Source organism: Candidatus Dorea massiliensis AP6 (assembly GCF_964245105.1).
GTDB classification, from domain to species: Bacteria; Bacillota; Clostridia; order Lachnospirales; family Lachnospiraceae; genus Laedolimicola; species Laedolimicola intestinihominis.
Genome location: NZ_CAXTKW010000005.1, coordinates 134,438 through 150,242, shown reverse-complemented (window position 1 = coordinate 150,242; position 15,805 = coordinate 134,438). Strand labels below are relative to the sequence as shown.

Sequence of the window (15,805 nt, the reverse complement as noted above, 5' to 3'; positions counted from 1 at the left end):
GGAGATATGTCGAGGTTAGGGCGAAACTACTTACAGGTGGGAATGTACACAGAAATGATTTTCCCACAGAAAGGTGTCCGCTTCATCGCTATCAATGACGGAGTGGACAGCGCACAGGGGGAAAATGATTTTGCCCCGCTGCGGAACATTTTTAACGAATGGCTGGTGAGAGATACGAGCAAGAAAATCAAGGCAGTAAAACGCTCTAAGGGCATGAGCGGAAAGCCCATCACAAGCAAGCCCGTCTATGGCTACCTCATGGACGAGGACGAAAACTTTATCATTGACGAGGAAGCCGCCCCGGTGGTACGGCAGATTTACAGCCTTTGCCTTGCCGGGAACGGTCCGACCAAGATAGCCCGTATGCTGACCGAGCAGCAAATCCCCACGCCGGGGACGCTGGAATACCGCAGGACGGGCAGCACCCGCCGCTACCACCCCGGCTATGAGTGCAAGTGGGCGACCAATACCGTGGTTCATCTGCTGGAAAACCGGGAATATACGGGCTGTCTGGTAAACTTTAAGACCGAGAAGCCGTCCTACAAGCTGAAACACAGCATAGAAAATCCCCCGGAAAAGCAGGCGGTTTTTGAGAACCACCATGAGCCTATCATTGACCGGGAAACGTGGGAACGGGTGCAGGAGTTACGCAAGCAGCGCAAACGCCCCAACCGTTATGACGAAGTGGGCTTGTTCTCCGGCATACTCTTTTGTGCCGACTGCGGCAGCGTCATGTACCAGCAGCGATACCAGACGGACAAGCGCAAGCAGGACTGTTATATCTGCGGAAGCTACAAGAAACGCACCGCCGACTGCACAGCGCACTTTATCCGCACTGACCTCTTGACCGCTGGCGTACTCTCCAATCTGCGGAAAGTTACCAGCTATGCGGCAAAGCATGAAGCCCGGTTTATGAAGCTTTTAATCGAGCAGAATGAGGACGGGGACAGACGCAGGAACGCCGCCAAGAAAAAGGAGCTGGAAGCCGCCGAGAAACGCATAGCCGAGTTATCTGCTATCTTCAAGCGGCTGTATGAGGACAGCGTAACCGGGCGCATATCGGACGAGCGTTTCACAGAGCTGTCGGCAGACTATGAAGCCGAGCAGAAAGAACTGAAAGAACGTGCCGCCAGACTGCGGGAAGAACTTTCCAAAGCGCAGGAAGCCACCGCAAACGCTGAAAAGTTTATGAATGTGGTACGCAGGCACACTACCATTGAAGAACTTACCCCTACTCTGCTGCGGGAGTTTGTGGAGAAAATCGTTGTCCATGAAAGCGTTGCCCTTGACGGGAAACGCCGGGGCAAGTTACGCAGACAGGAAATCGAAATCTATTATTCTTTTGTCGGCAAGGTAGAACTGCCCGACACCTAACCGCCCGACCTATCCGACATACCTCATGTGCCGGATAGGAACGGCAAAATTTTTTACACTTCTATTACTTCTTTATCACACATAAGCAAAATCACAAGGGATCAAACAGCTTATGGCCAAGTAGATGTAATCAAGAAAAGAAAGGAAAAGCACAATCCAGACGGAACCGGCGATTGTGTCAAGAAATGTTTGTGGAATAGCAAGAACTTTGTTATAATGGGAACAGGAACCCCGGAACCGGGAGGAAGGCAGGAGGATAAATGCACATAAGCTATAAACCCCTCTGGCATACGTTGGTTGAGCGCAATATGAGGAAAGAGGACTTGCGGATTGCCGCAGGTCTTACCACAAATATGATAGCCAATATGGGTAAAGGCAAAAACATCAGCATGGAAACGCTGGTTCGTATCTGCGAAGCCCTGAATTGTGGTATCTTAGATGTAATCGAATTAGAGAAGGACGATGAATAATAGCTATTGCTATCTTTCACAAAACACCATAAGAAAAGTTTTCTTTTAATGCCGGGAGTGAAACTACCTACTTCGCCCCGGCATTTTACCTGTAAAAAAAATTTTTTGAAAAAAGTGAACCGCATACAAAGTCATGGCGAATATAGGGTGAACGGGCAATGGAGGTGAAACATTGGACGCAAGAGAAATCGAGAAATGTATTGATGAGTTCGGTACAGATATATATAGATTTTGCCTGAAACTCTGTATGGACAAATCAGAAGCAGGCCAAAAAGACCAGAGCCGATGCAAAGCAGGGAAAAACTAAGTCTGCCCGTTCCAAGCCGTCTAAAAAAGGCGGCTTTTTTGCCGGACTGAAAGCAGATGCCCCGCAGACGGTCCAGCAGAGCATTCCCTACCGTGAAATGTACCGGGATGGGATCTGCCGGCTGACCGATACCCTTTACACCAAAACAGTGCAGTTTTTTGATATTAACTATCAGCTTGCACAGGCAGATGATAAAGCACAGATTTTCGAGGGGTATTGTGATTTCTTAAATTACTTCGACGCCTCGATCCATGTGCAGCTTACCTTTATCAACCAGCGGGCCAATATGCAGGATTTTACCAGAAGCATTGACATTCCTCCCCGCGGCGACGAGTATGACGGAATCCGCAGGGAATACGGGGATATGTTAAAGAACCAGTTGCAGAAAGGAAATAACGGTCTCACCAGAAGGAAAAGGGTGTGGATAGCGAACCGCCGAAAACATCCAAGCTGGAATTTACTGCGGATGAACTGCCGCCGGAGACAAAGGATAAAAAGCTCACCCATGCAAGACGGAAGGCGGAACGGACTGCACAAAAAGCAGAGCAGGCGCAAAATCGTCTGCCGGCCCGGAAAAAACTGCGCATGGAGACGGTTTCCGACCTGGAGACCGGAAAAGCCAAAAAACACTTAAAATTTGAAAAGGAGGTTAAATCCCAAAAGGCCCATGTAAAAGGACCTGTACCCCTGCGTCCGGTCAAGGCGGGCGCCAATACTGCCATTGGTTACGCCCATAAAAAGATTTATGAGGCAGAGGATGAAAATGTGGGGATCAAGGCAGCCCACCGCTCTGAACTTGTGGGCGAGGCGGGGCTTCGCACGGCATATCACCGGCATAAAACTGCCCCCTACCGAAAGGCAGCGAAATTACAGCAAAAATCAGCAAAGGCCAACGCAAGACTTGCTTACCGGCAGGCTCTTAGCGACCACCCGGAGCTGAAGAAACATGCGATTGCCCGGATATGGCAGAAACAAAAACTGAAAAGGCAGTATGCCAAGGCTGCCCGTGAAGCCGGGAAACAGGCAAAAAATGCCGCAGTCGCAACAGAGAGGGTCAGCGTCGGTATTGTCCATGCGGTCAAACGGCACCCTGTGATCTGCCTTGTCCTCCTGCTTCTCCTTTTGGTAATTTTCCTGATCATGTCCCTGTTTTCCACATTCTCCAATATTGGAACCGGTGGTCTGGGAAGTCTGGCTGCTTCTACCTATCTCGCAGACGATCAGGACATCAATCAGGCGGAGCTTACCTATACCGAGTGGGAAACAGATTTGCAAATGGAAATAGACAGGGTGGAATCAGACCGCCCCGGCTATGACGAATACCGGTATAACCTGGGTGCGATCGAGCATGACCCGTATGTGCTGATGGGGTATCTGACTTCTGCTTATCAGGGATTTACTTACGATGAAGTGGAAAGCGTGCTGCGGCAGCTTTTCCAGGAACAATATACCCTGTCCTTTTCAGAAGAAACCGAGATCCGTTATCGCACAGAAACTTCCGTTGACCCGGAAACCGGGGAAGAAACCCAGGAGGAAGTGCCTTATGAATGGCGCATCTTAAATGTCAAGCTCACGGTCACACCTTTGGAAAACCTGGTCGTTTCCCGGATGAACGCAGACCAGAAAGAGATCTGCGAGATCCTGCTGCAGACAAAAGGAAACCGCCAGTATGTCAAAAATGTCTTTGGCACCAACTGGCTCCCTTATGTGACCAGCTACTACGGCTACCGGGTACATCCCATCAGTGGGGAAAAGAACTATCACACCGGTGTGGACATCGGGATGCCGGAGGGCACAGAGATCCTTGCCGGGCATGACGGAACGGTCACCCTTGCGGGAAATGCCGGCGGTTATGGCTTATGTGTCGCCATTGAAGGCGAGGCATACGAAGGACATACCCTGACGACCAAATACGGGCACTGTTCCCAGATCCTTGTTTCTGCCGGGCAGGAGGTCAAAGCCGGGGATGTGATCGCAAAGGTCGGGAATACCGGAAATTCCACCGGTCCCCACCTGCACTTAGAAGTTCTGGTTGACGGCCAGTATTTGAATCCCCTGTATTTTGCTGATACCGGCGATACCAGCGAACGGCACCTGCCGGAAGTTGGTTCAGGCGGCACAGGAAACTACTTCGATTATGACATTCCACCGGAAGCCCTTGCGGATGAACAGTTTGCCGCAATGATGGCCGAGGCGGAAAAATATCTTGGCTATCCGTATGTATGGGGAGGCGCAAGCCCTTCCACTTCCTTTGACTGTTCCGGCTATGTGTCCTGGGTGATCAACAACTGCGGCGTCGGCTGGAATTTTGGAAGGCTGACTGCGGACGGTCTTTTAGGTGTATGTACGCCGGTATCAAGCGCAGATGCAAAACCGGGCGACCTGATCTTCTTCCAGGGGACCTACAATACCAGCGGTGCAAAGAGTGATGCTGACACCGGAAATGCCCAGGGGGATGCCACTCTTGCAGGAGCGACCTATGGGATCTTCCGTGATGGCGAACTGATTGACACTTATACTACCGGACCGGATGGCAGCTTTATGACCCGCTATTATGTATGCGGGGATGGCTGGACGATCCGGGAGATCGAACCGAGCACCGGGTATCTTCTGAATGAAACTATTTATGAAGTGGGTGCATCCCCTTCCCTGTATGAAGTGGAACTCAATACCACAGAAAATCAGGTGACGGAAACGGTTATTTACGGAAATATCCAGCTTGTTAAGCACACCGATGACCTGGACCAGGATGTGCCCGAGGGCGAAAATACCAACGATCCCAATGCCGGTATTATCGAACGCCCGGAAGCAGGCGCAGTCTTTGAAGTTTACTTAAAGGCAGCCGGAAGCTATGACGCGGCAAAGGAAAGTGAACGTGACCTTCTTACCACGGATGCGGATGGTTTTGCTTCCAGTAAACCGCTTCCTTATGGGCATTATACGGTCCATCAGATTGCAGGCGAGGAAGGCAAAGCCTTTGTCCCGGACTTTACGGTATTCATTTCCTCTGATGGAAAGACTTACAGCTATATCCTGAACAACCGCACCATCACAGCCCGTCTGAAAGTTGAAAAATGTGACGCAGAGACCGGAAAGATTATCCCTGTGACCGGAACCGGTTTTCAGATCAAGGATCTTTCCACCGGGGAATTTATCACCCAGACAGTCTACTATCCGAACCCGGAAACACTGGATACCTTCTACGTTTCTGACGAGGGCTGGCTGATGCTGCCGGAGCCTTTGGCCGCCGGGGATTATGAACTTTATGAGGTGGCTGCCCCTTATGGCTATGTGCTTTCCGATCAGCCGGTACCGTTTACCATTGACGGCAGCGAGGCGGTTGTGATGGTCACTCAGTACAATATGCCGCAGAAAGGCCAGCTTACCATCACAAAGACCGGAGAAGTATTTGCTTCTGTCCAGGAAAACGACGGATTGTACCAGCCGGTGTATGAGGCTGCCGGACTTCCCGGAGCGGTCTATGACGTGATCGCAGATGAAGATATTTATACCGGTGACGGTACCTTGCGGACAGAAAAAGATACGGTTGTGGAAACCCTTACGACTGGCGAGGACGGCACAGCGAAAAGCGGGCTTCTCTATCTTGGCCGTTACCGTCTGGAGGAACGTCAGGCTCCTTCCGGTTGTGTGCTGAATCCTCAACCGGAATATGTGGAACTGACCTATGCGGGTGAGACCGTGGAGGTCACACAGGCAGCAACAGGTCTTTATGACGAACGACAGAAAGTGGATGTCACACTTTTCAAGGCAATGGAGACCGATGACCTGTTCGGTCTTGGCATGAACGAGGAATATAAGGATATTTCCTTTGGACTTTATGCTTCCGCAGACCTGACGGCGGCAGATGGCAGCGTGATCCCAGTAGACGGACTTCTGGAAGTGGTTTCTGTTTCGTCTGATGAATCCGGCAGTTACAGCGCTTCCTTCGCCTCCGACCTGCCTTTTGGCAGCTATTATGTCAAGGAACGCACGACCAACGGCGCCTATATCCTTTCGGATCAGAAATATCCGGTCGTCTTTGAATATGCCGGACAGGAAACTTCCCTGGTACAGATCCTTGTCAATGAAGGCGAGGCTGTTTCCAATGAACTTCTCCGCGGGCGTGTAGACGGTGTAAAAGTTGGGGAAAACCCGGAAGGCGGCGAAGATGTCACGCTGGCCGGTGCGCTCATGGGACTGTTTAGACCTGATACAGAAGAATTTACCGAAGAAAATGCACTGCTTACTGCTGTTACCGGAAAAGACGGCAGCTTTTCCTTTGAGAACATTCCTTACGGACACTGGATTGTCAAGGAGATCTCTGCCCCTGACCTTTATACAGTAAGCCCGCAGCAGCACCATGTATATATCGGTGCAGACGGACAGCATATCGAGATCCGTGTGGAAAACACCCTGATCCGCGGCAGCGTGCAGGTAACTAAAACCGAAGCTGTGGAAGAACCGTCCCCTGTGGAAAAGGAGGATAAGAAAGACAAGAATTCTTTCCTGCGCTTCCTGCCCGGTGCGGTGTTCGACCTGTATGCGGATTCCAATGCCAACCAGGAATATGATCCTGACGATCAAAAGATCGGTACGCTGAAAGAAACCGATGCAGGCTATCATACGGCGGAAAACCTTCTGGCTGGTGGCTACTTTATCAAAGAAAGCAAAGCGCCGGAGGGCTATCAGCCTGATCCAAACGCTTACTATTTTTCCATCACAGAAGATGGACAGGTCGCAGTTGTGGAAAATGGAGAAGCCGGGCACGGATTTACCAATGAGGCTTACCGCGGCAACTTAAAGATCACAAAGGATTCCAGCGACGGGCGCAAAGATGGTTTTGCCATCGAGGTCAAGAGCGCGGACGGCTCCTACTGCGAGACATTCACCACTCCAAAATCCGGCGTAATTGAAGTCAAGGGCCTTCGTGTCGGTATTTATACCGTAACAGAAGTTGCAAACCGGGCAAGCAAGGATTACATCATTCCTGATGCCGCTACAGTGGAGATCAAAGCTGACCAGACATCTACGGTCCAGTTTTTTAATGAAAAACCGGAAAAGCCGGAGAAGCCGGAAAAACCTTCTGTTCCGTCCAATCCTTCCACCCCTCAAAAGCCGGTACCGCAGACCGGGGATGATCCGTATATTTTCCTATATGGCGGACTGTTGGCAGCCGCACTGATCGGCGGCAGCGTATTTGCTGTGTATTATTTCAAAAAGGGAAAATACAGCAGGACTTCCCCAAAAAGAACGGCTGTCGGGGCTTCTGTCCTTTCACTCTGCGCTTTGGTGGCTCTTGGCAGCGGATTTTTGGTGTTCCGTGACTTAAACCAGTATGCCGAAAGTAAAGACGCCTATCGGGATCTTGCCGGATATGTGGAAGTACCGGAGCAGACAGCCTCCCCGGAACAGGCAACCGATCCGACGGAAACAAAACAGGACGATGCCGATATTGTCCTGCCTTCGGTAGACTTTGAAGCGCTCCGTGAAAATGGACCGGACATCATCGGATGGCTTTCCCTTCCTGATACGGTGATCAATTATCCGGTGACGCAGACTGACAACAACGAGTATTACCTGAACCATCTTTATGACGGGACCTACAACAAGGTTGGCTGCCTGTTTGCCGATTATGAAAACCGGGCAGATTTTTCAGACCGCAATACGATCGTCTACGGCCATAATATGCGTGATGGTTCCATGTTTGCTCTGCTGAACCGATACGATGAACAAAGTTACTTTGATACCCACAGGCAGATGTATCTCGTTACTCCGAAGGGTGGTTATGTCATGGAGATCTTTGCGGCGTTTGCAGCAAAGCCGGAAGAATCCGGCAGTGAAACTTCTCCCTGGCAGCTTTCCTGGAAGGATGACGGTGCTTATACTACCTGGCTTACGGCTATGAAGGAACGTTCTGCGGTGGAAAGTGATGTGACTGTGACCTGCAGCGATAAGGTAGTGACCCTTTCTACCTGTACGCCGGGCGGCACAGGACGCTTCCTTGTCATGGGAAAACTCGTGAAAGTAGATAACGAAATATAGATTTTAGACGGTGCGGGGGCAAAAGCTCCCGCACCTGTTGTTTACAAGGAGGATTTTATTTTATGGTAAATACCATGATTTCCATTCTTGGCTATGTCCATCTTTACCGCTCGCTTTTGCGGTTTTACGACATGCCGGAAAATGAAGTCCGGGAAATGCTCTATCTTCTGAATACGGCAAACCTGGACTGCTACGAGTATTATCACCCGGACCGCAGTGTGATCCAGAGCGGACCGGTCGCTTTTTGCGGATGGTTGGAAACGAAAGACTGCCGCCCTTACCGCACAGAGGTACAGCTTTACAAATCGCTGCTGTTTTTGAAGCGCAGCATTGACCGTGACCTGATCGTATCAGCTCAGAGGGAGGCTCTGCAAACCCTTCGCTGTATTATCTCCAATCTGGAATACCGCTTTTATAAAGCCTATGGCATGGAGATCGAGGACAAACGCACGGTCTATGGGGAATGTACCTACCGTCTGGTTCCCAGGGAGGACGAACCCAGCGTGTGCCTGATGCACGACTGGATCTACCTGCCGAGTGCCTGATGTCACGGATAATATATAAAATATGTGACATATATAAAAACTGTACTGTCTTTCAAAATTTTTGATTTTTGATGTATGAATCAGATTTTTAATGGGAACACTCAAAATAAGAGGCATAGAACCTATTGCAATCATGTCACGAATAATATATAATATTCGTGACATGAAGGGAGGCGGTATTGTGGATAACGGATATACAAAACGAATACGGGAGCGTGTTCTTTCTCTTGAAGATGGAACTGTTTTTGTGACATCTGATTTTGCGGATATTGCAGATACATCCACTATTCGTCAAAGTTTAAGCCGTTTAGTGCAGTCAGGAACATTGCGCCGTATTTTGAAAGGAGTTTATGAAAAACCTAAATACAGTAAACTTCTGGATGAATATGTGGCGGCAGACCCGGAAGCAGTGGCGAACGCATTGGCACGAAGTTATCACTGGACGATTGCCCCATGTGGGAATACAGCATTGAACCTGTTAGGTCTTTCAACACAGGTAATAGCAGTATGGTCCTATATCAGCGATGGTCCATATAAGACCTACGAGTGGAACTCTACAAAGCTGGAATTTAAGCACCGGACCAATAAGGAGATTACCGGATTGTCCTATATGACAAGTTTGGTTATACAGGCATTAAAAACGCTTGGCAAATCGAATGTTACGCCAGAAGTCATACAGATGCTTTCCGAAAAACTGACAGACAAGGATAAACAGGCTTGTTTGAAGGAAGCAACAGAGTCTACGGATTGGGTTTACGATACGATACGGCAGATTTGTGGAGGTGAAAAGGTACAATGAGAAATATAGCAAGGCTTTCAGATAACGACCGCAGGGAGCTGTTCAGAAATACAGCAGATAAAATGGGGCTGAATGATGCCATCGTGGAAAAAGACTTTTGGGTATGTTTTACGCTGGATTATTTATTTCACCGCTCACCATGGAAAGAGTCCATCACCTTTAAGGGCGGTACCAGCCTTTCAAAAGCCTTTCACCTGATCAGCCGGTTTTCAGAAGATATTGATTTGATTCTGGACTGGCGTGTATTGGGATATGGCAAAGATGAACCATGGGAGAAACGTTCCAATACAAAACAGGATGCTTTTAACAAAGAAGCCAATGCGCGTGCGGAGGTATTTCTGTCCGAAACATTCTGCCCGGCAGTCAAATCCGGCTTATCTCAGGAAATCGGTTGTGAAGCAAATGTCTACATAGATGAAAAGGATAAACAGACGGTCATTTTCGCCTATCCGCACCTTTTTACAAATACGGCGACCTTACAGGTGATCCGTTTAGAGATTGGTGCGCTGGCAGCGTGGACTCCTGCAAAAACAGCGCAGATCGAACCATACGCGGCAAAATATTATCCGAAGATTTTTGAGCAAAAAGAAACTGCAATCCTTACCGTTGCCCCGGAACGGACCTTCTGGGAAAAAGCCACAATCCTGCACCATGAAGCGAACAGACCGGAACATTTGGAAATGCCGCAGCGGTATTCCAGACATTATTATGATCTCTACCGCATGGCTGCAACACCGGTCAAAGAAGCTGCTTTTTCCAGGCTGGATCTCCTGAAGAAAGTTGTAGATTTCAAAATGAAATTCTATCCCAGAGCATGGGCGAAGTACCCGGAGGCTGTGCCGGGCACATTAAAATTACTCCCGCCGGAATATCGGTTTGCAGCATTGGAAGCGGACTATAACTCTATGCAGGATATGTTGTATGGGGATGTTCCGACATTTGAGACAGTCATAGCAGCGGTCCGGGAACTGGAAAAAGAGATCAATACACTATAAACAATTACATATCCATTTATTTGCCGGCTATTCTAAGATGCTTTAGAATAGCCGGTTTCTTGTTTTCAAAGGAGGGATGCTATATTACGCAAAATGAAGTCAATGCCGTTTTTGACGAACAGGTACGGCTTTGCGCTGATACCTTGAAACGGAAAACCAAAGAATACACCGGGGATGACCCGGACCGGCTGGGTGCATTTAAGGCAGCGGCAGCTTTACAGCATACAACGCCCCAGCGTGCCCTTGCCGGTATGCTGGCAAAGCATATTGTTTCTCTGTACGATATGTGCTTTGACGAGGAAGCGGTTTACCCGATGGACACATGGAATGAAAAGATCACAGACAGTCTTAACTATCTGTTCTTACTGAAAGCGATTGTAAAGGAGGGACATACCAATTAAACGAATCGAAGTAAAAATTTTGAACTGCCAGGCGGTGGCGGAAGCAGAAAAAAACATGGTCTTTGCGGCAAGGCTTACCCAGCAGGGACATAAGATTGCCTCAATGGATGACCTGATGGAGCTCTACGAAAAATCATTCAGCGTTCAGACAGTAGCAGCTATGGGGGCGCTTCCCCATCCTACCATCCAGAAATTTGCGGTGATCACGGTAGCCATTGTCGGCGCCAGCAGGCGTTTTCTGGCGCAGATTACCCGCCACCAGAACGAAGTAAAATTTATGAGTGCATCGCTGCAGTACAGCAACTATACGGGACAGGCGGATTTCGCTGTCCCGTATTCTATTATGACGGCTCCGGCAGTGGTACGGGAATTGTACTTAAAAAGCTGTAATGAAAGCATGAAATGTTATGAAGCCCTGTGCACTGCCGGAAGCGGGCACGATGCGGCCGGCTATGCCACGCCCCAGGGATTACGGAATGTACTGCTCATCAGCGCCACCCCTTATCAGTGGAAACATATCATCAGCCAGCGGGTATGCCGGAGAAATACAGATGAAACAAGGATCGTGCTGCTAAAGGTCTGGAAAGAACTTTATGACCTAAGCCCTGCTTTGTTTGCCCCGTCACTGACCGGGCCTTTTTGTCAGATGGATCGATGTCTGGAAGGTAAAATGACCTGCGGACGAAAACTGCAGGCAGATATGACGCCAGAGGATATTTTAGCAAAAGACTATCCTGCTCTTTGGGAAGGAGGCTGCCGATGAAAATAAAACTGATCGACTTTGGCGTACCGGAGCACCAGCGTCCTTACCGTCCGCATGGCAATGATGCCGGAGCGGATGTTTATCTAACCTATGACTGTACCTTACAACCCGGAGAAGTCGCCAAAATTCCTCTTGGTTTTGGACTGGAAATACCGGATGGATATGCGGGATATATCTTTCCCCGTACCAGCATGGCGGTAAAAGGTCTGGTCTGTGAACTGCCGCCTGTGGATTCCGGTTACCGTGGAGAGATCCATGCAATCATCAGCAATGTAAGCAATCAGGCGCAGTCTCTTTTTAAGGGCGCCCGTATCGGCCAGCTTGTGATCACGCCGATTGTCATTGCGGATTTTGTAACAGATCTGGGAACAGAACGGGGAACCGGCAGTTTTGGCAGTACCGGCGAATAGAAAAAGGCTGTTTGGGGAACAGTTTTTGAATACTTATCGGTATAGGGAGCGGACATTTCGAGAACATTATAAACTATAATAAAGAAGGTCACGAAAAAAGCGGTCGTTACCATGACCGCTTACTTTCTGCTATTGAGTTCTTTCATAATACCGAGGATATACTGCATGGATTGAGGATCAAGCTGTCTTGCCTCTGCAATGAATTCCTTTAATGTTTCCGGGTAAGTATTTCCTTCATCAAAGAATTCCTGTGGTGTCACACCCAGATATTCGCAGATGTAGAAAAAAGACTGCATAGCGGGAAGTGACTTTTTATTCTCAATATTATTGATGTAGTTGTTTGCCTGACCTAACGATAAAGACATATCGCGTGCGGAAACTCCTTTTTGTGTCCGCAGCTTCGCTAATCGTTCTGGGACAAAATCTTCATACATCGCCTTCACCTCCCATTCTGTAATAGATTGTACCTTACACTCCTTTGTTATTCGCAAATGGAAAAAGGGTATTATCGTTGACTTGCTAAATAAAATCTATTACTATGTGAAAAGTGAAGAATTTTACCTATCAGATGGAGGGATGACCGATGAAAGGAAAGACTTGCTGTGTTACCGGACACAGGGATTTACCGCAAAATGAGATCAAGAAAATAAAAGCCGCTTTGAAACATGAGATCGATGCAGCTGTTACGGATGGATTCACCTGTTTTATGAGTGGCTTTGCAGATGGCGTGGATCAGTATTTTGCAGAGCTGGTGTTGGAAAGAAAGCAGACCAATCCGGCGCTGGAGCTGATCGCAGTGATCCCTTACCGCAAACGTCTGGACAGCCTGAATAAGAAAACAAAAACCCGTGAACTGCTGGAGGCTTGTGCGGATGTTGTTGTCATACAGGAAAAATATCTCCCAAGCGTCTACTCCCACAGAAACCGCTATATGGTAGAGCACTCCGACCGAGTGATTGCTGTCTATGACGGACGGGAAACCGGCGGTACGGCAAAGACAATCCGCTTCACCCACCGGATGAAAAAGGAACTGCGGGAAATCCCGGTTGGAGAGATCGTCCTGCCGGATCACTTGAAACCAAAAACAAAATAGCTGCCTGTTGATGCGCTCACTTTGAAGTGGGCGTTTTTCTTTGCCCATTTTTAGGAGGAATGCTTATGTGGAACCTGATCTTACATTTCCTTACCTTTGCCGGAGGAATGGCTTCCGGCGTTATGCTGATGTGTCTTATGCAGGTCGGAAAAGAGAACATGGAACATTCAGAAACCAAACACAACGCAAATTTAACGGACAAAAAGGAGGACAACGATTGAATCAGAATTTTATAGACTATGTAAAAAGCCATATCAAGGAATACCTGCCTACGGAATACCAGAACGCCGTAATTTCCATCAATGAAGTAACAAAAAGCAATGACCGGATGCTGACCGGGCTGACGATTCTTCTTCCCGGAGAACAGGCTGCACCAACTATCTATTTGGAAGCGCTTGCCGAACAGGTGGAACGTGGGATGCCTTTAGATACTGCCATGAAACAGATCGCACAGATCCAGTTGGAAAATTACAGCCGGGTTCCGCTGAACATCTCTATGCTGGAAAACTATGAAGCGGTCCGTCCTATGCTGGCGGTACAGATGTGCGATCCAGAAACAAATCAGGAATATCTGAAAGGAAAGCCTTATACTTCCTGCGGGGAGCTGGCGGCTTATTACAGGATTCAGGTTGCGGCAGATGAGGAAGGAACTGCTTATATAAACGGAGTATTAGTATCATTTACATCAACAGAATTGAGCATTTTAAAATTGCTACTGCAATATCCTCAGAAAATATTTTCAAAACAAAATTTATATGAATCTATTTGGAATGAACCTTATGCTTATGATGACGATACAATCAATACCCATATTAGTCATATTCGTAAGAAAATTAAATCAATTACAAATGAAGATTATATACAAACTATTTGGGGGATTGGATATAAAATGAAATAATCTTTAGATTTTCTTTAGAGTTATCATATATAGTGGCATGGAAAGGAGTTGTTTAGGATGACAAAAAGTACAGTTTACAAGGGACTACACAGGGTAGGTATCTGACGGGAGGGGTTCCGCCCGTCAGATTTTCCATGTGATGTTCAAGCTGTCGCTTGTAGCGGCAACGGTGGTAATCATCAAATCTACCACCCGCCGCTTGTCGTCAAAGGATACATTGTCCCATGTGTCGAGGTAGCCGGAAATCTGATTGACCTGTTCCGGGCTGATGGCTTCCACCGTCAACTCGGCTATCTGCTTCACAAGTTCCTGTTTGCGCCCGTCCAGTTCCGCTATCTTCACATTCACATAGGAGAGCAGAACATTGTTTGCACCCGTCAGACTGTCCACCAGCTTTTCAATCTCGCTGTCCACATGGAGAAGTTCCACTTGCAGGGCGGCAATTTTCGGGTTTGCCTTTGCCGCTTTCTTCCTGCCCGTCAGCGTCTTGTAGCTTGCCAGTTTCTTTACCATCTGCTGATAAACAACCGTTTCCAGCTCCGAAGTGATGATTTTCCCGCACCCGGCACAGCTTTTATTGTCCAGCCGTTTTGTGCAGCGGAGATATTGCTTTCCCACAGGATTGTTAATGCTCATAAGAGCATACCCGCAATTCCCGCATTTGATTTTTCCCGCCAGCCATGTATGGGTGGCTTTCCGGGCGGACTGGATTTTCATGTTGTTCATCAGCTTCTTGCGGCAGGCCAGCCATATATCCGCCGGGACAATGCCCTCATGGGGAGCCAGCACCAGCATTTGGTCTTTCAAGTCGTTTTTCTTGCTGGGCTTCACATCCCGTCCCTGATACAGATAACAGCCGTTTGTCCCCGTAAAGTCGGCAGCGTCATTGACAATGATTGTCCCTTGACTTTTGAAAAATTCGTACACATCAAGGTCTGCCTGCACATAGACAGGATTGCGTAACATCTGCGCCAGCGTGGGGCGTATTAGTTCCTTGCCGTTGAATAAAATTCCCTGTTCGGCAAAGTACCGGGTAATGTCCCCGTAGGAGGTTGTGGGCTGGGCGTACATCTCGAACATCAGCCGGATATTTGCCGCTTCGTCTGGGTTTACCACCAGCTTCTTTGTGTTGATACCGTCCATCTTGATTGGCTCTGTATGGAAGCCGTAAGGGGCTTTTCCACCCATCTTAAACCCTCGCTGGCTGCGGGAATAGTAAGCGTCCGTCACCCGCTTCTGTATCGTTTCCCTCTCAAGCTGGGCGAACACAATACAGATATTCAGCATAGCCCGCCCCATCGGAGTAGAGGTATCAAACTTTTCCGTAGAGGACACAAACTCCACATTGTATTGCTGGAACAACTCCATCATGTTGGCAAAGTCCAGAATGGAACGGCTGATACGGTCGAGCTTGTAAACCACGACCTTTGCTATCAAGCCCCGCTTAATGTCCCGCACCAGTTCTTGAAACTTCGGACGGTCTGTGTTCTTGCCGCTGTACCCTTTGTCTGTGTATTCCTTACAGTTCCCGCCTTTCAATTCGTATTTGCAAAACTCAATCTGGCTTTCAATGGAAATGCTGTCCTTTTTGTCTACCGATTGCCTTGCATAGATTGCGTCTATTCTGTTATTCATTTTGTCGCTCCTTTTCTTAAAAAAGAAACGGAGCTGCTGACAGTTCTATTATACCGCCAGCAGCCCCGTAAAT

13 protein-coding genes and 1 pseudogene are annotated in these 15,805 nt (G+C 48.4%); 12 read left to right on the top strand and 2 right to left on the bottom strand.

Going from position 1 to position 15,805, the window contains the following annotated elements:
* Nucleotides 1-3: 3 nt before the first annotated feature.
* The 9 genes and pseudogenes from ACESZP_RS07025 to ACESZP_RS06985 form a co-directional block, all read left to right on the top strand.
* Nucleotides 4-1,374: pseudogene (locus ACESZP_RS07025) on the top strand (recombinase family protein); the annotation flags it as partial.
* 260 nt (nt 1,375-1,634) lie between these two features.
* Nucleotides 1,635-1,844, top strand: coding sequence for a helix-turn-helix domain-containing protein (locus ACESZP_RS07020; RefSeq protein ID WP_005933735.1), 210 nt, complete (start codon nt 1,635-1,637; stop codon nt 1,842-1,844).
* Between the two features lie 727 nt (nt 1,845-2,571).
* Nucleotides 2,572-8,193: a class B sortase gene (gene srtB / locus ACESZP_RS07015; protein ID WP_499708517.1), complete on the top strand. Its 5,622-nt coding sequence runs from the start codon at nt 2,572-2,574 to the stop codon at nt 8,191-8,193.
* A gap of 62 nt (nt 8,194-8,255) precedes the next feature.
* The gene (locus ACESZP_RS07010; RefSeq protein ID WP_499708515.1) at nt 8,256-8,738 is read left to right on the top strand and encodes a hypothetical protein; all 483 of its coding nucleotides are present in this window, start codon (nt 8,256-8,258) and stop codon (nt 8,736-8,738) included.
* Between the two features lie 181 nt (nt 8,739-8,919).
* Complete coding sequence (locus ACESZP_RS07005; RefSeq protein WP_195488066.1) at nt 8,920-9,537, top strand: DUF6088 family protein; 618 nt, start codon at nt 8,920-8,922, stop codon at nt 9,535-9,537.
* Nucleotides 9,534-10,532, top strand: a complete 999-nt coding sequence (locus ACESZP_RS07000) for a nucleotidyl transferase AbiEii/AbiGii toxin family protein (protein WP_173758232.1) — start codon at nt 9,534-9,536, stop codon at nt 10,530-10,532. Before ACESZP_RS07005 ends, ACESZP_RS07000 begins: the two co-directional genes overlap by 4 nt.
* Before the next feature lie 83 nt (nt 10,533-10,615).
* Nucleotides 10,616-10,933 (top strand): hypothetical protein, encoded by a 318-nt coding sequence (locus ACESZP_RS06995; protein ID WP_129900169.1) that lies wholly within the window; start codon nt 10,616-10,618, stop codon nt 10,931-10,933.
* A complete protein-coding gene (locus tag ACESZP_RS06990; RefSeq protein ID WP_400092436.1) occupies nt 10,929-11,696 on the top strand; it encodes an FAD-dependent thymidylate synthase in 768 nt (255 codons plus the stop codon). The genes ACESZP_RS06995 and ACESZP_RS06990 overlap by 5 nt, the downstream gene beginning before the upstream one ends.
* Nucleotides 11,693-12,106, top strand: coding sequence for a dUTP diphosphatase (locus ACESZP_RS06985; protein ID WP_499708514.1), 414 nt, complete (start codon nt 11,693-11,695; stop codon nt 12,104-12,106). The genes ACESZP_RS06990 and ACESZP_RS06985 overlap by 4 nt, the downstream gene beginning before the upstream one ends.
* 119 nt (nt 12,107-12,225) lie before the next feature.
* Here the strand turns inward: ACESZP_RS06985 and ACESZP_RS06980 are convergent, their stop codons facing one another.
* Nucleotides 12,226-12,540, bottom strand: a complete 315-nt coding sequence (locus tag ACESZP_RS06980) for a helix-turn-helix domain-containing protein (protein WP_005361112.1) — start codon at nt 12,538-12,540, stop codon at nt 12,226-12,228.
* Nucleotides 12,541-12,689: 149 nt separating this feature from the next.
* Here ACESZP_RS06980 and ACESZP_RS06975 point away from each other — a divergent pair, with 149 nt between their 5' ends.
* The 3 genes from ACESZP_RS06975 (at nt 12,690) to ACESZP_RS06965 (ending at nt 14,097) form a co-directional block, all read left to right on the top strand.
* On the top strand, nt 12,690-13,199 hold the full coding sequence (locus ACESZP_RS06975; RefSeq protein ID WP_499708512.1) for an SLOG family protein: 510 nt from the start codon (nt 12,690-12,692) through the stop codon (nt 13,197-13,199).
* A 65-nt stretch (nt 13,200-13,264) separates the two neighbouring features.
* Nucleotides 13,265-13,420 (top strand): DUF3789 domain-containing protein, encoded by a 156-nt coding sequence (locus ACESZP_RS06970; protein ID WP_226968816.1) that lies wholly within the window; start codon nt 13,265-13,267, stop codon nt 13,418-13,420.
* Nucleotides 13,417-14,097 (top strand): DUF5688 family protein, encoded by a 681-nt coding sequence (locus ACESZP_RS06965; protein ID WP_499708511.1) that lies wholly within the window; start codon nt 13,417-13,419, stop codon nt 14,095-14,097. The genes ACESZP_RS06970 and ACESZP_RS06965 overlap by 4 nt, the downstream gene beginning before the upstream one ends.
* A 123-nt stretch (nt 14,098-14,220) precedes the next feature.
* On the opposite strand, the gene ACESZP_RS06960 is transcribed toward ACESZP_RS06965, so the two are convergent.
* A complete protein-coding gene (locus tag ACESZP_RS06960; protein WP_118299176.1) occupies nt 14,221-15,732 on the bottom strand; it encodes a recombinase family protein in 1,512 nt (503 codons plus the stop codon).
* Nucleotides 15,733-15,805: the final 73 nt, after the last annotated feature.